Consider the following 23,921-nt stretch of genomic DNA (forward strand, 5'->3'; position numbering starts at 1 on the left):
AGGATTTCCGAAACCGGCCTCGCCGCACTCGATCTGAAGAGCCATCATTCAATCCGCGTCCGTATCGGCGTCAAGGACGACGCCAAGCGCCCCGGCGGGATCAACATTTTCGGCAAGGGCTTTGGAAATTACGATCAGGACATCCTGCTCCGGATCAAAACTGGTTGATATCATGAAACCGGGTTCTGAAGATAACGCAGCAATTTCAATGAACTGGCTTTCTGCTGAGCCAAAACCTTCGTCTAATTGTCCTACTTTTGGCTATTTTGGCTTGACGAAGAGCTGCCAATTCCTCTTTGATATCGGGCAAGATGATTTAAATCATCGTTTGTGATATCGATGGGAGGAATGCATGAAGGCAGCCGTTACGGCACATCCGCATTATGTTGTCTCGGAAATCGATCCGAGGCTCTACGGATCCTTCATCGAGCATCTCGGGCGGGCAGTTTATACCGGCATCTACGAGCCAGGCCATCCGACGGCGGATGCCAATGGCATGCGTCAGGACGTCATCGATCTCGTCAGAGAACTTAATGTTCCGATCGTCCGCTATCCCGGCGGCAATTTCGTCTCCGCCTACAATTGGGAAGACGGCATCGGCCCCAAGGAAGAGCGCCCGGTGCGGCTCGACCTCGCCTGGCATACGTCGGAAAGCAACGAAGTCGGCCTGCACGAATTTGCCGATTGGTGCACCTCCGCCAACACCGAGATGATGCTTGCCGTCAATCTCGGCTCGCGCGGCCTTGACGAAGCCCGCAACCTTCTGGAGTACGCCAACCATCCCGGCGGCAGTAAATGGAGCGACAAACGCATCGCCAATGGCCGCAAGGAGCCCTTCGACGTCAAGCTCTGGTGCCTCGGCAATGAAATGGACGGCCCCTGGCAGATCGGCCACAAGACCGCGGACGAGTATGGCCGCTTAGCGCATGAGACGGCCAAGGCAATGCGCGCCTTCTCCAAGTCGCTCGAGTTGGTGGTCTGCGGCTCTTCGAATGCCAAGATGCCGACCTACCCTGAATGGGAAGCGACGGTTCTCGACCATACCTACAACGAGGTCGACTACATCTCGCTGCACATGTATTTCGACAACGAAGCCAACGACGCTTCGAACTATCTCGCCATGAGCGAAAAGCTCGACGACTACATTGTCTCGGTCGCCGGCGTCATCGACTATATCAAGGCCAAGAAGCGCTCCAACAAGCAGGTCTACATCTCGTTCGACGAATGGAACGTCTGGTACCATTCCAAGGAGCAGGACAAGAAAATCCTCGGCGGCAGCGACGGCTGGCCATTCGCCCCGCCGTTGCTCGAAGACATCTATAATTTCGAGGATGTGCTGCAGGTCGGCCTGATCCTCAACACCTTCATCCGCCGTTCCGATGTCGTCAAGATCGCCTGCCTGGCACAACTGGTCAACGTCATCGCGCCGATCATGACCGTTCCGAATGGCCCGGCATGGCGGCAGACGATTTTTTATCCCTATCTGTTTGCTTCTAACTACGGCCGCGGCAATGCGCTAGATCTCAAGGTGGAAAGCCCGACCTATAAATCCACCGTTGCGGGCGACGTCGCCTACGTCGACATTGCCGGCGTGCACGACACGAAGACCGGCCACGTCACCTTCTTCGCCGTCAACCGCCATTCGAGCGAGGCAATCGAAACAGTGGTCGACCTCACCGGCTTCGGCGCAGCGGAAATCGTCGATCACCGGGTCGTGGCGCACGCCGATCTGAAAGCCGTCAATTCGGCCGAGAACCCAGGCAATGTCGGCCCAAGGAAGGGTGAGGGCGCCTCACTCGCCGGCGGCAAGCTGAGCCTGTCGCTGCCGGCCTATTCCTACCAGGTCATTCGCCTGAGGCTCTGAGTTCAGGCGGATCATCGAGACAAGCGCAAGCGCTGAGGAGGAGCGTCGACGTGACGGCCGATATCGAGATCAGAAACGTGAGCAAGCAGTTCGGTGCCATGACGGTGCTGGATCATCTGTCGCTCTCCATAAGGGCACGCGAATTCATCGTGTTCCTGGGGCCGTCCGGTTGCGGAAAATCGACGCTTCTTCGAATGATTGCCGGTCTCGAAGCTGTCGATAGCGGCGAGATTGCCATCAACAATGAGCGCATCGATCATCTGCCGCCGGGCAAGCGCGGCATTGCCATGGTGTTCCAGTCCTATGCGCTTTATCCGCATATGACGGTGCGCGACAACATGGCCTTCGGGCTTGCGAATATCGGCGTTCCAGGCAAGGTCATCGAGGCGCGCATCAACGAAGCCGCCCGCATCCTCGAAATGCCGCATTTGCTCGATCGCAAGCCGGGCCAGCTCTCCGGCGGTCAGCGCCAGCGCGTCGCCATCGGCCGTGCGATCGTCAAGGAGCCGAAGGCGTTCCTGTTCGACGAGCCGCTCTCCAATCTCGATGCGGCGTTGCGCACCCGCACCCGCATCGAACTTGCCCAGCTTCATCAGCGCCTGCAGTCGACGATGATCTTCGTCACCCACGACCAGGTCGAGGCAATGACGCTCGCCGACCGCATCGTCGTCATGAACAATCGCAAGATCGATCAGATCGGCACTCCGATGGAGATCTACGAGCGTCCGGCGACCAAATTCGTCGCAGGGTTCGTCGGTGCGCCGGCGATGAACTTCGTTGATGCGACGCTCAACAAATCCGGCGAGAACGCCACGGCCAGGTTTGCGGACGGCATCTCGGTGCAGACCGAGATCGCCTCCAGCCAATTGACCGATGGCAAGTACACTTTCGGCATCCGTTCGGAAGACGTCCGTATCGTTGCCGCCGGACAGGGCAATGCCGATGGCGTGGTCGATGTGCTCGAGCGGCTCGGCGAACGCACCCTGATCTACGCGCGGCTGGGCGATGGCCAGCAGATAGTCGGTTCCGATGCCGGCAACAGTCGCGTCGCCGTCGGCGACAGGATCGGGCTCGCCTTCGACGGCCAGAAATCGCATCTGTTCAATGAGACCGGCCGCGCCTGGCATGCGAGGGAGGCCTGAGATGTTTGACCGGCTGGCGATGTCCCCGACCGCGACGCTTGCTGTCGGCGCCAGAACGCCGACCGCCGACATCTATGCGCCGCAATGGCGAAACTTCATTTTCGTTGCGCCATTCTTGTTCTTCTTCACGACGCTGCTGCTCTTCCCGCTGCTCTGGGGGATGTGGCTGAGTTTCCACAAGGCCGACACGTTCTCGTCCGGAAATTTTGTCGGTTTCGGCAATTACGTCAGGCTGTATCACGACAAGGTCTTCCTGCAATCGATCTGGAACACCTTCTACTTCGTGCTGCTGACGGTGCCGACGCTGGCGCTGATCGGTCTTTTCCTGGCGCTTTGCCTCAATCGCAGGACGCGCACTGCTGCGGTTTTGCGGACGCTGTTCTTTTCCTCGTCGGTGCTGTCGGTCACCATCGTCACGCTGATCTGGCGCATCGTCTTCATTCCGAATGTCGGCCTGTTGTCGACGATCTACGGATGGTTCGGCGCGACCGCGCCGGCTTTCATTTCCGATCCCAACCTGGCGATGGTCGGCATCGCCATTGCCACCATCTGGTGGTGCATCGGCCTGCCGATGATGCTCTTTCTCTCGGCGCTCCAGCAGATTCCGCAGGATATCTACGAGGCGGCGGCGCTGGACAATGCCAATCGCTGGCAGACGCTACGCTCGATCACGCTGCCGTCGATCAAGCGGACCTTCATCCTGGTGATCATTATCCAGATCGTGCTGCAATTCCAGCTGTTCGGCCAGGCTTGGCTGATGACGCGGGGCGGTCCGAACAACCTGACCAAGCCGATCGTGCTCTACATCTACGACACCGCATTCCGCCGCTGGGATCTCGGCCTGGGCGCCGCTGCATCGGAAATCCTGTTCATCCTCATCCTGATCGCGGCCATGGCCCAGTACCTGGTGACACGCAGCAGGGGAGACCAGGCATGAGCGCTCCAGCCGCTTCCATCAAGGGACGGGCATTTGGCGACCATTTGTTATTGGCCCTGGTCCTCCTGCTTTCGATCGTCATGATCGCGCCGGTTCTGTGGGTCATCGGCCTGTCACTCAAGGACAATGCGGAGCTGATGGCAGATCCGAATTCGGTGTTTCACGCGCCCTATACGCTGAAGAACTACATCAACACGGTCGGCACCTCGTCGGTGTTCATCTGGGTGCGCAACAGCATCATCGTCTCGGGCGGATTGACGCTCGGCACCTTGATCCTGTCGTCGCTCGCCGGCTACGGCTTTGCACGGCTGAATTTCCCCGGCCGAGACGTGCTGTTCGTGATCGTGCTGTTCGGCCTGGCGGTCCCGGAGCAGGCCGTGCTCGTCGCCCGTCACCAGATCTTCAGCATGCTGAAGTTCCACAACACCTTTCAAGGGCTCATTCTGCCGGGCCTTTCGGCTCCGTTCGGCGTCTTCCTGATGACCCAGTATTTCAAAGCCATCCCGAAGGAGTTGGACGAAGCCGCCATGCTCGATAACGCCAGCCGGCTCAGGATTTTCTGGAAGGTGCTTCTGCCGCTCACGCTGCCTGCGCAGGCAACGCTCGGCATCTTTACCTTTCTCGGCGCGTGGAACGATTATTTCTGGCCGCTGATTTCGGCAACGAGGAAGGACATGTTCACGCTGACGGTCGGCATGGCCTCGACGCAGACCAACTTCGCCCAGTCCGAAGGCATCGGCTTCCTGATGGCGCAGGCGGTGTTTGCCGGTGCACCGATCCTGATCGTCTACCTGTTTTTCCAGAAATACATCGTCACGGCGGTCTCCGGCGCTGCGGTGAGATAACGAAGATTGCCTGACGGCCGGGGGGAATGCGCAGCGATTGAAGCACGAAGGCCAATCCACGGTGGAGCGGCGGAAACTCAGTAGGAGGAACTGATATGAAACTGAAGAAAATGCTGTTTGCCGCAGTCTCTGCGGGCGCAATGATGCTCGCAAATCCAAGCTTCGCGGCCACGGAACTGAGCGTGCAGCGCTTTTTCGGCGCCTGCGATGCCGATTTCGGCACCAACACCGATCCCACCAAAGCCGTTGGCGAATGCGGAATCATCACCTCGCTGATCAACAAGTTCAACGCCGACAATCCCGATGTCCACGTCAACGTCACCACCGTGGAATGGCCCGGCTACGATCAGCTGACCGCGCAGTTCGCTTCAGGCGACGCTCCGGACATCGTCACGATCCATGAATCCGTACTGTCGGATTATCAGTCGAAGGGCCTGTTGATGCCGCTCGACGATCTCTTGAAGTCAGTCGGCGTGACACCCGACGCCTTCACCGACGCGGCGCGCAATGGCGCCACCAAAGACAGCAAGATCTATGGCCTGCCGATCGACAGCTGGACGATGCTCTATCATGTCAACATGGATCTTTTCAAACAAGCCGGCCTCGTCAGTGCCGACGGCACGCCGATTTTTCCAAAGTCGCCCGAGGAACTGCTCGCCCAGGCCGAACAGTTCAAGCAGAAGACGGGCAAGCCTTATTTCGTCCAGAACCTGACCAATGAGACTGCGCTCTACACACGCAATCTCTACACTTATCTTTTCCAGCAGGATTCCGATTTCTTTGCCGATCCGAAGCATGTGAAGTTGAATACGCCGGAAGCCAAGAAGGTCGTCGAGATGTACAAGGCGATCTTCGAGAAGGGCTACACCACCAAGGACCTCGATTATGGCGGCTCGATCAATGCCTTCCTTGCCGGCGAGGGTGGCGTCCACCTCAACGGCACCTGGGTGGTCGGCGATTACAACGCCCAGTCCGAAACCAAGGGTACGGCGCTCAACAAGGGCGGCTATGCGGTTTATCCGTATCCGCAGCTGTTTGGCGGCACCCACGCGCAATATGCCGACGGCCACACCTGGGCCGTGTCGCAGAAAGACCGCACGCCTGAACAGATCGCGGCCATCGGCAAATTCCTGAAGTTCTTCGCCGACAACGACTTTGAGTGGTCGCGCACCGGTCACCTGCCCGCCTACAAGGCCGTCATCACCTCGGACGCCTTCAAGGCCCTGCCGCATCGCAACACGATCTCTGCGGTCGCCGACCTCGGCAAGCCGCTGCCGTCGGCCGTACAGCGCCAGTTTGCGATCCAGGACATTATCGGCGAAGAGATGAGTGCAGCAATCAGTGGCCAGAAGGACGTCGACACCGCCCTTGCCGACATGGAAAGCCGCGTCAACGAATTGCTCGCCAACATTTGACCACAGGTTTCGAAAGGCCCTCCCAAGGCGCCCCCGCGGCTGGAAACGGCCGCGGGGTTTTGGTGAGGCGGTGGTTATTGTCCTCGAATTGCGCGACTTGCCGCTGGCGACCGGGTCAAACACGCCAGCCACGGCGCCGCAACCTCGGCAGCAGCCGACGCGAGCCCTGACTGGAGGATTCCGCTAGAACGCCGCGGCCATGGGCATTGCGATCTTGTTGGGGATCTGGATGTCGATCTCCAATCTCGACGTCGTTTCGCCGTGATCCATGCTCACCTGCAGGAAATCCTGGTCGACCTGAACATGCCGGGCGATCACCGCCATGATCTCCTCGCGCAACACGGAGACGAGATCGGGCTGGTTGCGGCTTCGACGCTCGTAAGCCAACAGCAGTTGCAAGCGCTCGCGCGCCACGGGTGCGCTGCCGCGGCGCTTGAAGATATCGAGCAGGTTCATGCTGCCCTCCTTCCCAACAGCCGGTCTAGGAGGCCCCTCCGCTCGAAAGGCAGAATGACCGGCAGGTCCTCGCCCTCGAGTCTTCTTGCCGCGTCGATATAGGCGCGTGCGGCGGGGTTGGTGTTTTCGCTGAGCGTAACCGGCGCGCCCACATTGGATGCGCGCAGCACGTCCTGGCTCTCGGGAATTATTCCCAGCAGAGGCGTGGACAGGATCTCGAGCACGTCATCAATGCTGAGCATCTCGCCGCGGGCAGCGCGGGCAGCGTCGTAGCGCGTGACGAGGACGTGTTTGGCAATCGATTCACCTTGCTCTGCTTTCATCGTCCTGGAGTCGAGCAGGCCGATAATGCGATCGGAGTCGCGGACCGAGCTCACTTCCGGGTTGGTCACGATAACCGCCTCGTCGGCAAAGCGCATCGCAAGCTGCGCGCCGCGCTCTATGCCGGCGGGGCTGTCGCAGAAGACGTAGTCGAAAACCGAGCGCAGCTTGTCGATGACATCGGCGACGCCTTCCTCGGTGAGAGCATCCTTGTCGCGCGTTTGCGAGGCCGGCAGCAGGAACAGCGTGTCGAGCCGCTTGTCACGGATCAGCGCCTGCGAGAGCTTGGCGGTTCCCTGAATGACGTTGACGATATCGAAAACAACGCGCCGCTCGGCGCCCATGATCAGATCGAGGTTGCGCAGGCCGACATCGAAGTCGACGAGGGCCACCCGCTTGCCGGTTTTCGCGACCGCGGCGCCGAGAGCGGCCGTCGAGGTCGTCTTGCCGACACCCCCTTTGCCGGATGTGACAACCACTACCTTGCCCATATTTGTGCCTCCAATGTTGTTAGTTGAGCGGTGCGACGCAAAGTGCGCCGTCCTCGAGAAAGGCCTGTACCGGCCTTCCTCGCGAGGAGGCGTCCATCTCCTCGGCGGTGCGGTACCAGCCGTCTACCGCCAGAAGTTCGGCTTCATTTTTCCGGCAAAAGATACGAGCCGCAGAATTTCCCGTGGCGCCGGCGAACGCACGCCCACGCAGCGTGCCGTAGACGTGGATCGACCCCCCGGCGATGATTTCGGAACCGGAACTGACGGAGCCGACAATGACCACATCGCCATCGGGGTGAAAGATCGACTGGCCGGAGCGGATCGGTGCCTTGATCATCAATGAGTTCGGCGCCTGCGGCTCTTCCGTCTTGGCCTCAGCGGCGGCTTTTGGGTCCGGCTGCACGTAAAGCGCGTCAGCGGTTGCCTCCTTGGCGCCAACGAGGAGCGGCGGCAGATCAGCATCGAGACCAACATTGCCGTCCGCCTCGATCGCGTAGATGCGAATCCCGCGCTCCGCGAGCTGTGAGACCAGATCTTCGATCTCGTCCGCCTCGGGCTTGAGCATATTCAGGTCGAGCACGACCGGGCGACCGGCAAAGAAGCCGGGAGAGTTTTCGGTCCAGTGATCCAGGCTTTGCAGCCATTCCCCCAACGGGGCCTCAGGGGTGAGGGTGAAGGCTACAAACGAGCGCGCTCGAAAGCGTATGGACTTGTTTTGGATGGGAGCGACGCAGGTCACAGAGGCGACTCCTTACTGATTGGTTAAGGCTAGCCCGGCATGGTTAACGAACAGTTAATGGCGGCCTTCCGAGGCTTCCATTCTTGCTGTTTCGGAGCGCACCGACGGTCGATCTGATTGGACCCTGGAGACCCTCGCCGTTGCCGAAGACCGGCCGATGGGCGGAAATGAGGCGTTGCGACGGTGCGGAGGTGCCATTCGACCTCCGCACCGCAATCGCCATGGCACTTTTGTCAGTTACCCATCATCTGCTTGGCGTTTTCCGGCGTGATCGCCGTCGTTGCAACTGTGACCGTCGGCTCGACGGATGTGGCGCAATCGAGAAGAACCGACTTTGCCATATCGATCGCCTCCTTGGCGCCCGTCGGATAAGTGAAGGTTGCAGCCCATTCGCCTTCGGCAACGGCCCGGATGCCGCCGGCAGGACCTGGCAATCCGTCGGTGCCGATGATCTTGATCTGCCCTTCCTTGCCGGCGCCCTTGGCGGCAAGGCGCGCTCCGGCGGCCATCATGTCGTTGCTGGCGTAGACCATCTTGATATCGGGATTGGCCTGAAGCATGGCTGCGAACGCCGTCTGTGCCTTGTCCGGCAGCCAGTCCGCCGCCTGCTCAGCGACGACCTTGATCTTGTCGTTCTCCTTGACGCCGTCCTTGAAGCCGTTGAGCCGTTCCACGGCAGGGGTCGAACTGGGCAGCCCTTCCAGAACGGCAACTTCACCGCCGTCAGGAAGCAGTTTCGTGGCGGTGTATTTGCCGGCTTCGAAGGCGATCTTGTAATTGTCGCCGCCAATAAAAGCCGTGTAGTCCTTGCCCGGATCGCCAACCGTCTTGCGGTCGAGCTCAATGACGGGGATGCCGGCCTCCATGGCCCGCTTCACCGCCGGCGTCAGCGGCGATGCTTCGAAGGGCGATATCAGCAGCAGGTCGACCTTCTGGGTGATGAAATTGTCGACCTGTGAGGTCTGGGTGTTCACGCTGCCGGCGCCATCGGCGATCTGCAAGGTGAACTGGGACACTGCCTTGGCGGCGGCGGTGAGTTCGTCATTGACGTGCTGGCGATACGGCTCGGCATTGTTGGCCTGAGAAAAGCCGATTACGAATTCGCCGGTCTTGGAGCAAGCCTTGACCAATGGTTCCGCAGCTTGAGCCCCTCCGGCGGCTGCGAGAAAGGTCCCGGCAAGCAGACACGTTTGCCAGGCCCTTTGTCTGCTATTGCGTGTGCTCCTGATAACCATGGTTGTTTCCTTCCTGTCGATGCCCTTGGCTCGACTGTTGGTTTGCTGAGCTTCACTCTCCCGACGCCGGGTAAGCTGGCGTTCAGGGGTCTTCCAATGTCGCCCACTTAACGGACCAGACCTTCGCGGCGACGGACGAGGGACTGAAGAACCGCCGCCAGGATGATGATCGCGGCTGTCGCGAGCAATTGCAGGGCGGGTGTGATGTTGTTGAGTTGCAGGACGTTGGCGAGCGCGCCGAGCATGATCGTGCCGGCGACCGTGCCGACCATCGATCCGGCTCCACCGAACAGGCTGGTACCGCCGATGACGACCGCGGCGATGGCGGTAAGTTCGTACCCGGCGCCGTCATTGGCACTGCCGAAGTTGAACTGCCCTGCATGGACGATGCCGGCGAGAGCGGCCGCGAAGCCGGTGATCGCATAGACGGTGATCTTGACGGCGGACACCGGAACGCCCGAGAGGCGCGCCGCCCGCTCATTGCCGCCGACGGCAAAGACATAGCGGCCAAAGCGGGTCGTGTTGAGAACCACTGTGGCGATCGCCGCAAAAGCGATGAAGACGATGGTTGCCACCGGCACCACATTGTTGAACAAGCGCTCGCCCAGAATGGCAAATACCGGAGGGGCAAGCCCGGGTCCGTCGCCATAGGAGATGTTGATGTACTCGTTGCCCGAGACGACCAGGGCCAGACCGCGCGCGGCCTGAAGGCCCGCGAGGGTGACGATGAAGGGCTCAAGGCGGAAGCGCGTCGAGATCGAGCCCTGAACGGCACCGAAGACCACGCCGGCAAGAAGCACGGCAAGAATCGTCGGCACGAGGCCAACACCGCCATTGATCATCATCGTGGCCGTGACGACACTGGCCAGGCCAAGCAAAGCGCCAACCGAGAGGTCGATCCCCGCAGTGATGATGACGAAAGTCATGCCGATCGCGATGATGCCGGTCTCGGACACGGCGCGTACGATGTTGGCGATGTTGTCCGGGGCGATGAACAGTATCTGTCCGTGCCGGCGCGGCGAGAAGATGATGCCGCCGATCACGACGACCACCAAGCCGATCAGGCTCTGGAAGCGGACGATGAGTGCAAGCGGATCGCGCCGCTTCTGAGCTGTCTTGCCGCTCGGCAGTTCGGTATCCGCCGTGCTGGTGTCGGACATCAGGAGGCCTTTCCGGTTGCGGCGGCAAGCACCGTGTGTTCATCGACGCCGCGCTCGAATTCCGCCACGTTGCGGCCCTCCCGAAGAACCACGATGCGATCGCATAGGCCAATCAGCTCAGGCATTTCGCTCGAGGCGACGAGTATGCCGAGGCCTTGCGATGCCAGATCGCGAAGCCTGGCATAGATTTCCGCCTTGGCGCCGACGTCGACGCCACGCGTCGGTTCATCCAGCAACAGCAGCCGCGGATTGCCGAGGATCTCCTTGGCGAGCACCACCTTCTGCTGGTTGCCGCCCGACAGCGCGCCGACCGGGATGGCCGCATTGCGCGGTCGTATGTCGAATTGGCCGAACGAGCGCGCCACAGCGGCTGCTTCGCGTGCAATCGACATGAAGCCGCGCGGCGAGATTCGTCGCAGCACCGACATGACCAGGTTGCGGCCGACCGTCGTACGCAGCATCAGTCCGCTTCCTCGCCTGTCGTCGGTGACGAAGGCGACGCCGGCCCTGCGCGCAGCTCTGATGGACTCGAGGCGCACCGGGCGATCGTCGACCTCGACGGTGCCGGCCCAACGGCCTGCCAGGCCGGTGCCATAGAGCGCGCTGAGCAACTCGGTACGGCCGGCACCCATGACGCCCGCCAGCCCGACAATTTCGCCCTCATGCACGTCGAGCGAAACGTTTTGGGGAACCTGCCAGCCGGCGCTGGCTCGAGCGGGATGGAAACGGGCGTCCTTGAGATGAAGGAGCCGGCGACCTACCGTGCGTGTGCGTTTCGGGTAAAGGTCCTCCAGAGGCCGGCCGACGAGAAGGCTGACCAGTTCGGCCTGTGGTGCGTCCGGGGCTGTCGTCCCGGCCACGCGGCCATCGCGCATCACCGTTACCCGGTCCGCAACTTGGGGAACCTCCTCAAGCCGATGCGAGATGTAGATGATGCCCACGCCGGTGGCACTGAGCTTGCGCATGATGGTGAAGAGCCTGTCCACCTCGCTGACCGTCAGGGCCGCCGTCGGCTCGTCCATGATCAGGACACGCGATGCATAGGACAGTGCCTTGACGATCGCCACGACCTGACGATGCCCGATCGACAGTTCGCCGACGGGCCGTTCGACATCGATGTCCAACTCGATGGCGGTCAGCCGGGTGCGGGCTTCTTCGCGCATCCTTGCGACATCGAGAAAACCGCCGGGCTTCACCAACTCGCGACCGAGGAAAAGATTGGCCGCGACATCGAGGCCAGGCACGAGATCGAGTTCCTGGAAGATCGTGGCGATGCCGGCGGCCTGCGCTTCGCGCGGATTGGCAAAATGCACCGGTGCGCCATCGATCGTGATCGTTCCTTCGTCAGGGGCGTGCACACCGGACAGGATGTTCATCAATGTCGACTTGCCAGCGCCGTTCTCGCCCAGCAGGGCATGGATCTCGCCCACGCGCAGTTCGAAATCGACGCCGCGCAAAGCGTGAACGCCACCGAAACGTTTAACGACGCCATTCATGGTCAGAAGCGGCGAAGTCATGCCGGTCTTCCGCAGGATGCGCGCAGGCGCAGCGTTGGCTCAAGGCGAACCGTGCGTCGTTGGCCATCTGGAAGTCCAATCCGCTCAATCAGCAACGCGGCTGCCTGCCGGCCCAAATCCTCGCAGGGCTGTTCGACCAGCGTCAGTCGCGGCTCGAAGTAATCGGCCCATTCGAAATCGTCGAAGCCGACCACCGATATGTCCCTGGGGACAGCGAGCCCTCGCTCACGGACCGCGCGCATCACGCCTATCGTCGACAGATTGTTGCCGGTCACCAGGGCAGTCGGAGGCACCAGCAGCGACAACAGCGCATGGGCGGCGGTGCTCGCACTGGCGGTGGTCGCGTTTCCCGTCACGACGTAGTCCGGCACAAACTCCAGGCCGTTGGCCTCCAGTGCCGCGCGAAATCCGTTCATGCGCTCCAGCGTGGTGGCAAATCCCCGCTGTCCGGCAACAAAACCGATGCGGCGATGTCCGAAGGACACGACGTGGTCGATCAGCGCGCGGATGGCCTCGAAATTCTCGACACCGACCTGATCAAAGCGATCGTCAGGTAGTCGGTCGATCAAGACGCAGGGCAGGGACCGTTCCGAGAGATATCGCAATGCAGCTTGCGGCGCGGCAGAGGGCGCCAGGATGATCCCGTCGACGCGTCGCTGGTGCAGTGCCTGGACGACAGCCAGTTCCTTGTCGGGATCGTCCTGCGTATCCGACAGGAACACCATGAGGCCAAGGCGCGCGCACTCGGTCTCGACGGCGCAGATGATGTCGCTGAAATAGGGGTTTGAGATCGCCGAAATCGCCAGGCCAACACTGCTCGTCGAGGCCAGCTTTAGCGAGCGTGCGACACTGTTGGGCATATAGCCGAGAGCAGCGATCGCCTCGCTCACCGATCTGGCAGTGGCCGGGGAGACATAGCGGGTTTGATTGACGACGTGTGAAACGGTCGACACCGACACGCCTGCCCTGCGAGCGACCTCGACGATCGTCGTCATCGCGGAGCTGTCGCGCTCGACGTGGTGACGGGCAAGCGCACGCACGCTCCTCCTCGAATCTTGCGTTTCCCAGTCTCACAATCTTTGAATCCGCCTGGGCGGCCGTTGTGACTTTCCGAAAGCTAGCGCCATCGAAACGTTTGCGCAACCGGTTTTCTGGCTTGATGTGACTTGCTTGCGCCGAAATCAGCCAGGACTTCCGTGCCGGCCATCAGCTGCGGCTGGATGCCACCGCGATCTGTTGGCCGGGCGCGACAACTAGAGCAAGGCTTCGTACCGATCGCCAATCTTGTCGACTGTGAAATCCGCCGCCCGGCTTTTCAGGACGGCAGCAGGGGTGGGGTGGTCCAGCATCTCGGCCATCGCCTTCGCCAGGGCTGCGGCGTCACCGACCGGCACCAAGGTGCCGAAACGGCCGTCACCGAGTATCTCGCGCGGGCCATGCGGAGCATCGGTGGAGATTACCGGGACACCGGCAGCCATGGCCTCGACCAACACGTTGCCAAAGCCTTCGCTGGTGGATGTAAGGACGAACAGATCGGCTGCGGCATAACAGGCTGCCGGATCGTTGACGTAGCCGGCAAAGAGCACGTCAGGGCCGATGCCGGTCTCTTCGGCATAGGCGTGCAATTCGGCAGCCAGCGGACCTTCGCCGAAGATGACAAGCCGGGCACGGCGGCCGGCGCGCAGGGCAGCGAAGGCCCGCAGCAAAGTCCGGTGGTCCTTGACCGGCACCAGGCGCCCGGCGGTGGCGATGACCGGGCCATATCCCATCGCTGCCAATTTTGCCTGCCAGGCATAGGAAGTCCCCTGCGGTGCTTCAGCCGGCGGCAGCGGGTTGCTGATGACCACGACCTTGGATTCGGGGAAGCCGCGGGCGATGATGTCACGGCCGACACCCGCCGAAACGGCGATGGCTTTGGTCGCGCGCGCTGCAACCAGCGCGGAAAGCCAGATCGCCAGCCTCGCGCCGAGGCCGCTCGCAGGCAGCGAGGCGGCGGCGTGGAAGCTTGGAAAGAATTTTGCGCGGCTTCTGGCCAACATGAGTGACAGCGCCATGACCAGATTGGCGAATTCCGGGGCACTATAGACCGCATCAGGATCAAGGCGGCGGAACAAATTTGCGCTTCGCACGATGCCTTTTAGCGTCGCCGACTTGGCGTAACCCTCGCCGCGCAAGAGAAGGCCGAAGTCGACCAGATGCACGGCGGCGGAGCGCAGCGCCGCGTTAGGCCCTTGCGCGTTCCAGGTAAAAAGCGTGACCTCGTGGCCACGCGACGCCATTTCATTTGCCATCAGGACGAAGACACGCTCGGCGCCGCCGCCTCGCAGGCTGGCGATGTGGAAAACGATGCGCTTCGCCATGCCTTGCTTCAGGCTCGGCTGGCAGCAAGGTCTGATCTGTTCGGCGGCCGGCGCATGTCGCGGATAATGCCCATGCCAATGGCCAGCAGCATGCCCAGGGCAAAGCCTGCGAACGCTCCTGCGCCTGCCACCAGGGCAGTGCGCGGGGGCCATGAGCGCCCTGGCGGGGGCACCGCGGTCGAAATCACCTGTACGTTTGTGGTGTCGATCTGCTCGCGCTCGCTGATTTGGCGCGCACGTGACAGAAAGCTCTCATAGACCGCTCTCTTCGAGGCCGCATCGCGTTCAAGCTCACGCAGGGCGACTTCGGACTCGCTGTCGGTGAAAACGTTGCTCTTCAGATCGTTCATCCTGGCGTTGAGAGAGGCCAACGAGGCCCTGGCCTTGTCCAGGCTGGACTTTGCCGTTCCGACGGTGCGGGAGAACTCGGCTCGGAGTTGCGAGTTGACGGTCTCGAGCTCCGTCCTCAGCCTGACAATCGTCGGGTGGCGCGGACCGAAGGTCATCGACTGTGAGTCGATCTGCTGTCGCAGGCTGTTTGACCTGTCGCGCAGCGCCGCGAGCGCTTCCGAAACCGTGGGGTCGGGATTGGCCCCATTTATCCCGGAGGCAACCAGGGCGTCGTAGCTTGCCTGCGCGGCGATCACGCGCGATTGCGCATCGACGATTTCGCCGTTGAGCTGCGTCATCGTCTGCGAACTGACGAGCTGGCCATTGCTGGAGGACAGGTTGTGGCTGCGCCTGTAGCTCTCGACCTTCTCTTCGGCTGCCTGGACGTCGCTCTTGAGTTGGCCAAGCCGGCTGTCGAGGGCAGCCGCGGCACGGCCGGCACCGGCAGCTTCGGCCTTGGCCAGTTCTTCCTGGAAGTTTTTGACTATGGCCTGCGAGATCAGGATCGCTTTGGCAGTGGTTTCCGCGGATACCGAGAGGGTTGTGACAAACGAGGTTGGGTCCGCAGCGGCGTTTACCCGGTCCGCCAGGTTCTTCAAGGCGATAAGCTTCGGGTCGGGCTTCGCCACCGCGCCAGACGTAGACGTGCTCCGGTCTGGATCGAAAAACTCTGGATCGTGAGTCAGATTCAGTTCGTCCACCACACGGGAAAGCACGTTGCCCGAGGTCAAGATGCGCTGCTTGCTGCGTGTGTTGAGCAGCTGGCTATCGACCTGGCCCGGTTGTGAGTAGAGGTCGTTTTCCACAACCTGCAAATTGGAGGGGTTGATGAGTACCTCTGTCGTGACGGTGTAACGCTGCTTGCTCAGCAATGCATAGGCGCCGCCGACAATGCCGCCGATTACCGCCAGCATGAACGCCAGGGCGAGACCGGCCCGCAGCCAGATGAACAGGCGTCGAAAATCGAGCTCGAGGAAATCGCCGATCTTGTCCAGGGTCACCGTCGCGACAGGCTCGGATGGTTGCGGCGTCACCGGTGCGGAGCTGCGCGCCGCGACTGGGTCATGCTGTTGCAGCATCGCCCTGCGCCGCGCATTGGCGATACGCGCGAACGCACTGTTATTGGAAGCCGTCGCGGAGATGGGGGGTGTGCCGGAACCGGCAGACATGGTGACAACCCTTGTTAAATCGTTACGCTTGGCCTGCTCTACAGAAACATCGTTAATATCTTATTTTCCAAGCTGGCCCATTTTGCCGTTCATCCCCCCCTTCCGTCCGGCGGACGTTGAAGGGATTCGTTGCCCAGAATTTGGCGCGCATTCTTGCCGTCGCCCGATTTGCGTCCGCAACCGGTGAGTGATTTTCATGAAATCGGTAACGCGCACTTAACGGCGCGGTTGTATTGAAAAGATGGCAATGCCTTTTGAATGACATCTGAAGCACTGACCGCGACCTGCAGGATGGCGTCAGTCGCCTGCAATTGCAGGAGAGGAACGTGACGAAATTCTATTCGGTCCAGTATCTTCGCGCCTGCGCCGCTTTGTTGGTTCTGTTCGCGCACGCTTTTTCCTACCAGATCGGCATAGATAATCCGATTATCGTGACTGCGGGCCGCCTTGGTGTCATTCTGTTCTTCGTCATTAGCGGATTCATAATGGTCTATATTACGGGGAGCGGTCCCTTCTCTGCTCCAACCTTCCTGAAACGCCGAGCGATCCGGATCATCCCCCTCTACTGGCTTTTCACAAGCGTCGCCGCACTTCTGGCAGCTCTTGCACCAAGTCTCTTCCAGAAGACCGTCTTTACGTGGCCCCATTATCTCCAGTCGCTGTTCTTCGTTGTCCACCAAGCGCCCGAACGAGATGGCGTCAGCCCAATTTTGTCACTCGGCTGGACGCTCAATTATGAGGCCTATTTCTATATCGCATTCGCGGTGCTCGCATTCCTATCGGTGACCGCGCGCGCATTTGTGTTGACGGTCTTTTTCATTGCGATGTGGCTGGCCGGGCTGTTGATAGCTCCCACCAACCCTGTTCTCCAGTTCTATCTGAACGCTTCGCCGGTGGCCTTCGTCGTCGGCATGTGGATAGGCCGGCGCTATCTGGACGGCGGCTTTGCTTCCGACACACGCCATGTCTGGCTACTCGGCCCTATGGCCGCTGCAGGCGTGTTGCTTGCATTCGTCGATGACGGCACGCCGCTGATGAGCCAGATCAGCTTCGCGGGGCAGGTAATGTGGGCCGCCAGCCTGCTTCACCTTGGCCTCATTCTGGAACCGAAACTGAAGCACTGGAGCCTGCTCGAAGAGCTCGGCAACGCCTCCTACGCGCTTTACCTGTCGCATATCTTCGTGATCGGCGCCGTAGCCTACCTGGCCAGGCGCACCATCGGCTACGACCATCCGGCAACAGTGTTGCTGGTCTCGGTGGTCAGCATCGTGACTGCCTGCATAGCCAGCCTGGTGATCCACCAGATGATCGAGAAGCCGATTCTTCTCATTCTGAACGGCAGAAGGAAGGTTAGAGCCACATCGCTTCCTTACGCTGCCACGGAGAACAAATAAGGAGACCGTGCAAACGTCCGGGCATCGAACTTAACGGTTGTGGCAAACGCATGGCCCGGCATATTTTGACAACACACACGCCGCATCCGTTCGGCAGTCTCTTGAATGGATCTCGTGGCCGGAATGCCGTTTGAATACCTTCACTTGGAGGGGCCATGAGCTATCCTGCTGCCGCATCGGAACGATTGTTGTCCAGCCAGGCGCGCCGTCAAAACGCGTTGTCGCTGCTGTTTTTCCTATGCGCCGCATTCGCGTTCCTGCTGCGCTTTACGGTGTCGCCGCAGGTGATGAACATGGTCGTCGACTATACGGCCCAGGGAGGCTCGTTCTACGAGAAGCTGCATTTCGGCACTTACGCGATCTTCCTGCTGCTTGCTGTCGTTCTTTTCAGCCGACCGTTTCTGCTGCAGGGCGACGAAATTGGAATATTCAAGGCGTTGATGCGCTATTCGGTGCTGATGTTCGCGCTGGTGCCTTATCTGTTCATTACCGGCCGTGCGGGCTCCTCCGGGTTCATCATCGATACCTATCTGGTGGCCGGCGCCACAGGCCTGTTGATGCTGGCATTAAACGCGGAGTCGCGGCGGGCGCTGGGCGACGTAGTGCTTGGAATGGCCATCCTGAGCGCCGTGATCGGCACTATCGAAGCGGTGACTCAACATCGATTCCTGCCTTACGGCATCAACGAACTGCAGTTCAGGCCGATCGGCTTAGCGGCCCATCCGCTGTCACTAGGCGCGCTCTGCGCCACAGTCATCGGATTCGTACCGCTGACGCGCTGGCGCATATGGGTGCGGGTGGTGGCGATTTTCGTATTGGTCGTCGGTTGTGCTGCATCGGGCGCTCGCGCCGCGCTTCTGCTCGCTGCCGGAGAAATCCTCATTCTGCTGCTGTTCGTGCCTTGGCCGGGCCTGTCGCTCAAGTATGAGCGGCAGGCCAAATTTGTCGTGCTGATGTTCACTATGACAGGCGGCGCGGTGCTTGTTGCGATGCTGTTTGCTGGCGGTCTGCTGAACCGGTTCAGCAACACCATTTTCGACCAAAATTTTATGGCGCGGGTGACGATCTACCAGGTGTTCGGACTTGTCAGCTGGAAAGACATCCTGTTTGGCATGAACGGCGACGAACTCCTGGCGATCGTCAACGAGAAGCTGCATCTGCCGTTCATCGAGAGCGCGCCGGTGGTCATCGTCATGCTCTTCGGCCTGCCCATAGCCGTGCTCTTTACGGTGCTGATATTCTGGTTCGTTTTTCGGCTGCTGCGCGGGGCGCCGCTGCCCGCATGGATAGGCATCATCACCTTCCTGCTTGCTGCGCTGTCGAACAACGCGCTCTCATCAAAATCGCCTGAAATCGCGATTATTGTGGTGTTGCTGCTTGCCTATAGGAAGCAGCCCGATAGAGGCCAGCTCGAGAGCATGCCTTCGGCCGCTGCATCCCACCCAAACCCGGCCGGGTCTCGTTAAGCACGGACCTCGGATCCGGTCAGCCGGCGCTATCCACGACCTCGACATCGCCGGCGCGATTGAGCGTGTGGATACCCGCCCGCGCCCATGCCGGCCCCGGATCGATTGGGCGGGGCAGTTCAAAACGGACGTCGAAATCATTAAGCCGATCCAGCCGCATCAACCCCAGGCCACCGCCATAGGCTCTCGAGCCGTTTTGCACCGGCAGCAGCAAGGCGTCGCCCTGACGGATGAAAGCGCCGCCCGGCCGAGTGGCCGAGTGATCGACGGCGACGGGATTGAGCGCATGCGCTACCCAAGGCCCACGCAGCGCCGTGGCGGAATAGACGGTCATCGTGTCCGACGCGCTGCCGTGACCGAACCGCTCCGTCCCCAGCAACCAGAAGCGGCCGTCGGAATCTAGCAGCGTGGCGTCGTTGAAATCCCTGTCCGCGATCAGCACCGTATCGCGTACCCAGCGATCCGGAAACTGCACGGCACGGTAGAGCACCAGTTCGCGTGCCGTAGCGCTTTCAGGAATCATGAAAATTTCGCCGGAGTGGGCGAACACCTGCGGATATGACAGGTGATGCGCTTCCTCCAGCACCAACCTCGGCACGCCGAAAACGCCGTCGTCGCCAAGTTCAGCGACGGAAATCACGCCGCGGCCGGTGGCGTAGGGGAACTCCTCGACAAAAAGATAGTGGCGGCCGTCGCGTTCGAGAACGAACGGATCGGCGTAGAATCGCTGCCCGTCATCGGCAAGCACGGTGAACGGCTTGCCATCCAGCTGTCCGGTTTCGGCGACGCCTGGACCGTCGATCAGCCGGTAAGCAACCTGCCAATAGAAGGGGCGCCGGCCACGTCGCAGTTTTTGCACGGCACGGTCGACCAATCCCCTGCCGAAAAAGGGCAGATAGTGCCGGATAAATCCGCCTTTCTGCAGGGGTGGCGCCGGGCTCTCGGCAATCGGCGCAAGTTTGCCCGTGGAAAAGCGGGCGACACATTGGGCAATCAGGGAGATGGCGCCGGCGAGTAGCTCGTTGCTGCTGCGGGACAGCCAGAGCCGATCGCTGATCATCGGCCGCGCCCTGGCGATGGCAACGCCGTCGAGGCGGGCGGTGAGTTCGGGTAGCCGCCCGCTCGCCAGCATCTCGGTCATGCCTGCGGCAAAGCTGCTGCGGCCACAAAATTCGAGCGTCAGGACAGGCGTGCCCCGTCGTGCGGCGGTAGCGGTGAGATCGACTATAAGGTCGGCGGGGCCGGTATCGCCGGACGGCAACGGCTCGGAACGGCTTGCCAGTGAGGGGCCGAAGCGCCGGCCCTCGAGCGCCAGCACATTATCCATCCCGCGCGCGTTGGCTTCAGGCGTCGGCGCGCGGCAACTCGAGACAACGTGTCCAGCCGCGCTCAACCGCACCAGAAGCTCATTTTCCCAGCGCCGGGATGCGTCGGCGTGGCCGATGATTAAAATATTAGTCAATCCAATATATTCTTTTTCAAGACTACTACCATAGACTATTTGTCAGCCCGACCCTTTCACAAGAGTTAACCCGGGAGAACGCGGCCTTGGTTGTTAATCATATATTAAGAATTGAGATCACGAAGGCGTTTTCCGGCGCTATTATGGCTGTTGCGGACAATAGTCGGCATGTTTCGAGTGCTGCAGGCGGCCAGGATCAGCAATGAACGTCCTTTCACGTCCAAAACTGCCGTCCAGGCGGAAACTGCTGATCGTGTTCGGCACGAGGCCGGAGGCGCTCAAATGCTTTCCGGTGGCGCGCGCCGCCCTTGCTCATCCAGGCTTCATCACCGAAATATGCATCACCGCCCAGCATCGCGAGATGGTCGACCAGGTTGTCGAACTGACCGGCCTGCCGGTGCATCACGATCTCAACATCATGCAACCCGGCCAGTCGCTGTTCGACGTGACCTCGCGCGTGCTCTTGGGCATGGCCGAGGTGCTAGACAAGGCGAAGCCCGATATCGTCATGGTACAGGGCGACACCACCACGGCGATGGCCGCGGCTCTGGCTGCCTTCTACAAGCGCATCCCGGTCGCTCATGTCGAAGCAGGATTGCGCAGCCACAACATCAACTCGCCGTTTCCTGAAGAACTGAATCGCAAGATTGCCGGCGACATCGCCACCTGGCATTTTGCGCCGACCGTTCAGGCGCGCGACAACCTCATCGCCGAAGGAAAAGCCGAAAGCACTATCTTCGTGACCGGTAACACCGTGATCGACACGCTGTTGCATTTTTCAAGCGCGATCGATGCCGACAGGTTGATGAACGCGAAGCTCGCCGCCCGTTTCCCCTTCCTCGACTCTACGAAGAAAATGATCCTCGTCACCGGCCATCGCCGCGAGAATTTCGACGGCGGCATCCAGCGCATCTGTACGGCGTTGAAAGGATTGGCGGCGCGCGGAGACGTGCAGATCGTCTACCCTGTCCATCCAAACCCCAATGTGCGCTCGGTGGTCAACGCAGAGCTGGAAGGCGTGCCGAACATCCATCTGGTCGAGCCGCAGGACTATCTGCCGTTCCTGTATCTGCAGAAGCAGAGCTATCTGGTGCTTACCGATAGCGGCGGCGTGCAGGAAGAAGCGCCTTCGCTCGGCAAGCCGGTGCTGGTGATGCGCGAGAATACCGAGCGACCCGAGGGGATCGTGGCCGGCACCGCCCGCCTCGTCGGCACCGATGTCGAGAAAATCCTGTTCAACGCCAATCGCCTGCTCGACGATCAGGCTGCCTATCGCGGCATGGCGGAACGACACAACCCATATGGCGATGGCCGGGCCAGTAACCGGATTGTTGAGGAACTGCTGCATCATGGCTGAAATCAAAACCGTTTCCGTAATCGGCATGGGCTATATCGGCCTGCCGACCTGCGCCATTTTCGCCAGCCGAGGGCTCGACGTCATTGGCGTCGATGTGAACGGAGCGGTAGTCGAGAAAGTCAATCGCGGCGAAATCCACATCGTCGAGCCGGACCTTGACGGCCTGATCCAGAAGGTCGTGGCGAACGGCAAGCTCAAGGCCTACAGCACGCCGCAGCCGGCGGATGCGTATATCATCGCCGTGCCGACCCCGATGACCCACGACCATAGGCCGGACGTGACCTACGTGCTGGCGGCGGCACGAAGCATCGCCCCGGTGCTGAAGCGGGGAGACCTTGTTGTGTTGGAATCGACATCGCCGGTCGGCACGACACGCATCATGAACGGGCTGCTTGCCGAGTTGCGGCCTGACCTCAAATTTCCTGTCCTGCATGGCGAAGACGCCGATGTGCTGGTCGCCTATTCGCCCGAGCGCGTGCTGCCGGGAAAGGTGCTGACCGAGCTGATCAATAACGATCGCTCGATCGGCGGATTGTCCCGCAAATCGTCGGAACGGACCGCGGCACTCTATTCAACCTTCGTCACCGGCGACCTGTTCATGACGACGGCCGAAAGCGCTGAGCTGGTGAAACTTACCGAGAACGCGTTCCGCGACGTCAACATCGCCTTCGCCAATGAGCTTGCCGCAGTGTGTCAGGACCTGTCGCTCAATGTCTGGGAAGTGATCGATCTCGCCAATCGGCACCCTCGCGTGAACATCCTCCAGCCGAGCCCGGGCGTTGGCGGTCACTGCATTGCGGTCGATCCATATTTTATCATCGACGCCGCACCCAACAGCACGCGGCTGATGGCTTCCGCACGCCGGATCAATTCCGAGCGGCCCATGTCGGTGGTCAGGGATATCGAGGCCTTGCTCGACCCCTCCCGCAAACAAACGATCGCCTGTCTTGGCCTCAGCTTCAAAGCCAATATCGACGATTTGCGCGAGAGCCCGGCCGTCGAGGTGGTGAAGCTTCTGTCCGATAACCCCAATGTGAAGATCATTGCGGCTGAACCCAACACAAATGCGCTGCCGCATGAACTCGAGGGCAGGGGCATCGTGTTCACCGACGCACTTTCGGCCATCGACAAGTCCGATATCGTCGTCCTCCTGGTCGACCATCGGCAGTTCAATCTGGTAGACCCCGAAGCGCTCAAGGACAAGAAGCTCGTCGATACAAGGGGCCTATGGACCTGGCGCAAGGCACGCAAGCCCGACGCCCGTATCGAAGGCAAGAAACCAGAAGTCGCACAAGTGACGCTCGCAAGGGAGCAGGCTGCATGAACGCGCACGACCCGGCTTGGGCGCAGCATTCCCTGTTGGCATCACGGCGCCGGGAGTTCCTTGGCGCACCGATCCATGCGCTGACCATGGCCGAGACGCTGGCCATCGCCGACGAGGCGATGACCGTGCGGCGGCCGCTGCATCATGTGGTCGTGAATGTCGCCAAGCTGGTGACCATGCGCCAGAATGCCGAACTGCGCGAGGATGTTGCAGGGGCGGACGTGGTCAATGTCGACGGGATCGGCGTGCTTTGGGGCGCACGTCTGTGTGGCGTCGCGCTGCCCGAGCGGGTGGCGGGCGTCGACATCATGATCAATCTGCTGAGCCTCTGCGCGAAGCGTGGGTTCAGGCCCTATCTGCTGGGGGCCGAACAGCACGTTCTCGACGCGGTTGTAGCGAGACTTGCCAAGGACCATCCGAGCCTGGTCATAGCGGGGATGCGCAACGGCTATTTCAAGCCGGAGGATGAGGCCGGGATCGTCGCGGCGATCAACGCGTCGGGCGCCGACTGCCTGCTGGTGGCCATGCCGACACCGCGTAAGGAGCGATTTCTCAAGCGCTACCGCGACGAACTCGCCGCAAGCTTCGTGATGGGCGTGGGCGGCAGTTTCGATGTCTATGGCGGCAAGGTTGCCCGTGCGCCGAGGCTGATACAAGCAGCCGGCCTGGAGTGGCTGTTCCGCGTGGTCCAGGAGCCGCGACGCTTGTGGCGCCGCTACTACGACACCAACACTGCCTATGCCGGGCTGCTGTGCCGGGAGTTCTGGGAGCGTCGCTGGCGCCGAAACGCCGGTTTATAGGTTCGCGTTCACCCATAAAACAGGCGTGGCCGTGGGAGCGACGTTCGAACTCCCGAGACTAAGGCCGTGACTTGGAA

General features: G+C 61.0%; 21 protein-coding genes and 1 pseudogene. 12 read left to right on the top strand and 10 right to left on the bottom strand.

Going from position 1 to position 23,921, the window contains the following annotated elements:
• The 7 genes and pseudogenes from NKH29_RS25335 to NKH29_RS25365 all read left to right on the top strand — a co-directional run.
• A pseudogene (locus NKH29_RS25335) lies at positions 1-168 on the top strand (transcriptional regulator); the annotation flags it as partial.
• A gap of 4 nt (positions 169-172) precedes the next feature.
• The gene (locus tag NKH29_RS25340) at positions 173-334 is read left to right on the top strand and encodes a hypothetical protein (protein ID WP_156948152.1); all 162 of its coding nucleotides are present in this window, start codon (positions 173-175) and stop codon (positions 332-334) included.
• A gap of 18 nt (positions 335-352) precedes the next feature.
• A complete protein-coding gene (gene arfA, locus NKH29_RS25345; RefSeq protein ID WP_023720714.1) occupies positions 353-1,864 on the top strand; it encodes an arabinosylfuranosidase ArfA in 1,512 nt (503 codons plus the stop codon).
• 50 nt (positions 1,865-1,914) lie between these two features.
• Positions 1,915-3,006, top strand: coding sequence for an ABC transporter ATP-binding protein (locus tag NKH29_RS25350; protein WP_023720713.1), 1,092 nt, complete (start codon positions 1,915-1,917; stop codon positions 3,004-3,006).
• A gap of 19 nt (positions 3,007-3,025) precedes the next feature.
• Positions 3,026-3,943 carry a carbohydrate ABC transporter permease gene (locus NKH29_RS25355; protein ID WP_051409714.1) on the top strand — a complete coding sequence of 306 codons (918 nt, stop codon included), beginning with the start codon at positions 3,026-3,028 and terminating at the stop codon, positions 3,941-3,943.
• Positions 3,940-4,788: a carbohydrate ABC transporter permease gene (locus tag NKH29_RS25360; RefSeq protein ID WP_031194496.1), complete on the top strand. Its 849-nt coding sequence runs from the start codon at positions 3,940-3,942 to the stop codon at positions 4,786-4,788. Before NKH29_RS25355 ends, NKH29_RS25360 begins: the two co-directional genes overlap by 4 nt.
• A gap of 95 nt (positions 4,789-4,883) precedes the next feature.
• The gene (locus NKH29_RS25365) at positions 4,884-6,203 is read left to right on the top strand and encodes an ABC transporter substrate-binding protein (RefSeq protein ID WP_023720710.1); all 1,320 of its coding nucleotides are present in this window, start codon (positions 4,884-4,886) and stop codon (positions 6,201-6,203) included.
• Positions 6,204-6,386: 183 nt separating this feature from the next.
• Here the strand turns inward: NKH29_RS25365 and minE are convergent, their stop codons facing one another.
• From minE to NKH29_RS25410, 9 genes are all read right to left on the bottom strand, one after another.
• A complete protein-coding gene (gene minE / locus NKH29_RS25370) occupies positions 6,387-6,659 on the bottom strand; it encodes a cell division topological specificity factor MinE (RefSeq protein ID WP_023720709.1) in 273 nt (90 codons plus the stop codon).
• Complete coding sequence (gene minD, locus NKH29_RS25375; RefSeq protein ID WP_352472499.1) at positions 6,656-7,471, bottom strand: septum site-determining protein MinD; 816 nt, start codon at positions 7,469-7,471, stop codon at positions 6,656-6,658. The genes minE and minD overlap by 4 nt, the downstream gene beginning before the upstream one ends.
• A 19-nt stretch (positions 7,472-7,490) precedes the next feature.
• Positions 7,491-8,210: a septum site-determining protein MinC gene (gene minC, locus NKH29_RS25380; protein WP_353000806.1), complete on the bottom strand. Its 720-nt coding sequence runs from the start codon at positions 8,208-8,210 to the stop codon at positions 7,491-7,493.
• 233 nt (positions 8,211-8,443) lie between these two features.
• On the bottom strand, positions 8,444-9,445 hold the full coding sequence (locus NKH29_RS25385; RefSeq protein WP_031194494.1) for a substrate-binding domain-containing protein: 1,002 nt from the start codon (positions 9,443-9,445) through the stop codon (positions 8,444-8,446).
• 107 nt (positions 9,446-9,552) lie between these two features.
• Entirely contained in the window at positions 9,553-10,605 is a 1,053-nt protein-coding gene (locus tag NKH29_RS25390; protein ID WP_352484056.1) for an ABC transporter permease, read from the bottom strand.
• Entirely contained in the window at positions 10,605-12,122 is a 1,518-nt protein-coding gene (locus tag NKH29_RS25395) for a sugar ABC transporter ATP-binding protein (RefSeq protein WP_352484055.1), read from the bottom strand. The genes NKH29_RS25390 and NKH29_RS25395 overlap by 1 nt, the downstream gene beginning before the upstream one ends.
• Positions 12,119-13,117 carry a LacI family DNA-binding transcriptional regulator gene (locus NKH29_RS25400; protein WP_352484067.1) on the bottom strand — a complete coding sequence of 333 codons (999 nt, stop codon included), beginning with the start codon at positions 13,115-13,117 and terminating at the stop codon, positions 12,119-12,121. Before NKH29_RS25400 ends, NKH29_RS25395 begins: the two co-directional genes overlap by 4 nt.
• 258 nt (positions 13,118-13,375) lie before the next feature.
• A complete protein-coding gene (locus NKH29_RS25405; RefSeq protein ID WP_023720702.1) occupies positions 13,376-14,482 on the bottom strand; it encodes a glycosyltransferase in 1,107 nt (368 codons plus the stop codon).
• 8 nt (positions 14,483-14,490) lie between these two features.
• Complete coding sequence (locus NKH29_RS25410) at positions 14,491-16,041, bottom strand: GumC family protein (protein WP_353000809.1); 1,551 nt, start codon at positions 16,039-16,041, stop codon at positions 14,491-14,493.
• Positions 16,042-16,367: 326 nt separating this feature from the next.
• Between NKH29_RS25410 and NKH29_RS25415 the strand changes: the two genes are divergently transcribed.
• Positions 16,368-17,435, top strand: a complete 1,068-nt coding sequence (locus NKH29_RS25415; protein WP_352788062.1) for an acyltransferase family protein — start codon at positions 16,368-16,370, stop codon at positions 17,433-17,435.
• 155 nt (positions 17,436-17,590) lie between these two features.
• Complete coding sequence (locus NKH29_RS25420; protein WP_023720699.1) at positions 17,591-18,901, top strand: VpsF family polysaccharide biosynthesis protein; 1,311 nt, start codon at positions 17,591-17,593, stop codon at positions 18,899-18,901.
• 19 nt (positions 18,902-18,920) lie between these two features.
• Here NKH29_RS25420 and NKH29_RS25425 read toward each other — a convergent pair whose 3' ends face one another.
• On the bottom strand, positions 18,921-20,228 hold the full coding sequence (locus NKH29_RS25425) for a glucosamine inositolphosphorylceramide transferase family protein (protein ID WP_353000811.1): 1,308 nt from the start codon (positions 20,226-20,228) through the stop codon (positions 18,921-18,923).
• A 337-nt stretch (positions 20,229-20,565) separates the two neighbouring features.
• Between NKH29_RS25425 and wecB the strand changes: the two genes are divergently transcribed.
• Genes wecB through NKH29_RS25440 form a run of 3 tightly spaced genes read left to right on the top strand, consistent with a single transcriptional unit; the run spans position 20,566 to position 23,844 of the window.
• Positions 20,566-21,720 carry a non-hydrolyzing UDP-N-acetylglucosamine 2-epimerase gene (gene wecB, locus NKH29_RS25430; RefSeq protein WP_023720696.1) on the top strand — a complete coding sequence of 385 codons (1,155 nt, stop codon included), beginning with the start codon at positions 20,566-20,568 and terminating at the stop codon, positions 21,718-21,720.
• Positions 21,713-23,044 (top strand): UDP-N-acetyl-D-mannosamine dehydrogenase, encoded by a 1,332-nt coding sequence (wecC, locus tag NKH29_RS25435; protein ID WP_023720695.1) that lies wholly within the window; start codon positions 21,713-21,715, stop codon positions 23,042-23,044. Before wecB ends, wecC begins: the two co-directional genes overlap by 8 nt.
• Entirely contained in the window at positions 23,041-23,844 is an 804-nt protein-coding gene (locus tag NKH29_RS25440) for a WecB/TagA/CpsF family glycosyltransferase (protein ID WP_023720694.1), read from the top strand. The genes wecC and NKH29_RS25440 overlap by 4 nt, the downstream gene beginning before the upstream one ends.
• Positions 23,845-23,921: the final 77 nt, after the last annotated feature.

The sequence above is a fragment of the Mesorhizobium sp. M1295 genome (genome assembly GCF_040318135.1).
GTDB lineage: Bacteria > Pseudomonadota > Alphaproteobacteria > Rhizobiales > Rhizobiaceae > Mesorhizobium.

Coding starts and splice junctions, on each gene's coding strand:
- NKH29_RS25405 (WP_023720702.1), bottom strand. CDS start 14,482: ATGGCGAAGCGCATCGTTTTCCACATCGCCAGCCTGCGAGGCGGCGGC.
- NKH29_RS25360 (WP_031194496.1), top strand. CDS start 3,940: ATGAGCGCTCCAGCCGCTTCCATCAAGGGACGGGCATTTGGCGACCAT.
- NKH29_RS25420 (WP_023720699.1), top strand. CDS start 17,591: ATGAGCTATCCTGCTGCCGCATCGGAACGATTGTTGTCCAGCCAGGCG.
- NKH29_RS25365 (WP_023720710.1), top strand. CDS start 4,884: ATGAAACTGAAGAAAATGCTGTTTGCCGCAGTCTCTGCGGGCGCAATG.
- NKH29_RS25355 (WP_051409714.1), top strand. CDS start 3,026: ATGTCCCCGACCGCGACGCTTGCTGTCGGCGCCAGAACGCCGACCGCC.
- NKH29_RS25385 (WP_031194494.1), bottom strand. CDS start 9,445: ATGGTTATCAGGAGCACACGCAATAGCAGACAAAGGGCCTGGCAAACG.
- NKH29_RS25425 (WP_353000811.1), bottom strand. CDS start 20,228: ATGGATAATGTGCTGGCGCTCGAGGGCCGGCGCTTCGGCCCCTCACTG.
- NKH29_RS25395 (WP_352484055.1), bottom strand. CDS start 12,122: ATGACTTCGCCGCTTCTGACCATGAATGGCGTCGTTAAACGTTTCGGT.
- NKH29_RS25400 (WP_352484067.1), bottom strand. CDS start 13,117: ATGACGACGATCGTCGAGGTCGCTCGCAGGGCAGGCGTGTCGGTGTCG.
- NKH29_RS25340 (WP_156948152.1), top strand. CDS start 173: ATGAAACCGGGTTCTGAAGATAACGCAGCAATTTCAATGAACTGGCTT.
- minD (WP_352472499.1), bottom strand. CDS start 7,471: ATGGGCAAGGTAGTGGTTGTCACATCCGGCAAAGGGGGTGTCGGCAAG.
- NKH29_RS25410 (WP_353000809.1), bottom strand. CDS start 16,041: ATGTCTGCCGGTTCCGGCACACCCCCCATCTCCGCGACGGCTTCCAAT.
- minE (WP_023720709.1), bottom strand. CDS start 6,659: ATGAACCTGCTCGATATCTTCAAGCGCCGCGGCAGCGCACCCGTGGCG.
- wecC (WP_023720695.1), top strand. CDS start 21,713: ATGGCTGAAATCAAAACCGTTTCCGTAATCGGCATGGGCTATATCGGC.
- wecB (WP_023720696.1), top strand. CDS start 20,566: ATGAACGTCCTTTCACGTCCAAAACTGCCGTCCAGGCGGAAACTGCTG.
- arfA (WP_023720714.1), top strand. CDS start 353: ATGAAGGCAGCCGTTACGGCACATCCGCATTATGTTGTCTCGGAAATC.
- NKH29_RS25440 (WP_023720694.1), top strand. CDS start 23,041: ATGAACGCGCACGACCCGGCTTGGGCGCAGCATTCCCTGTTGGCATCA.
- NKH29_RS25390 (WP_352484056.1), bottom strand. CDS start 10,605: ATGTCCGACACCAGCACGGCGGATACCGAACTGCCGAGCGGCAAGACA.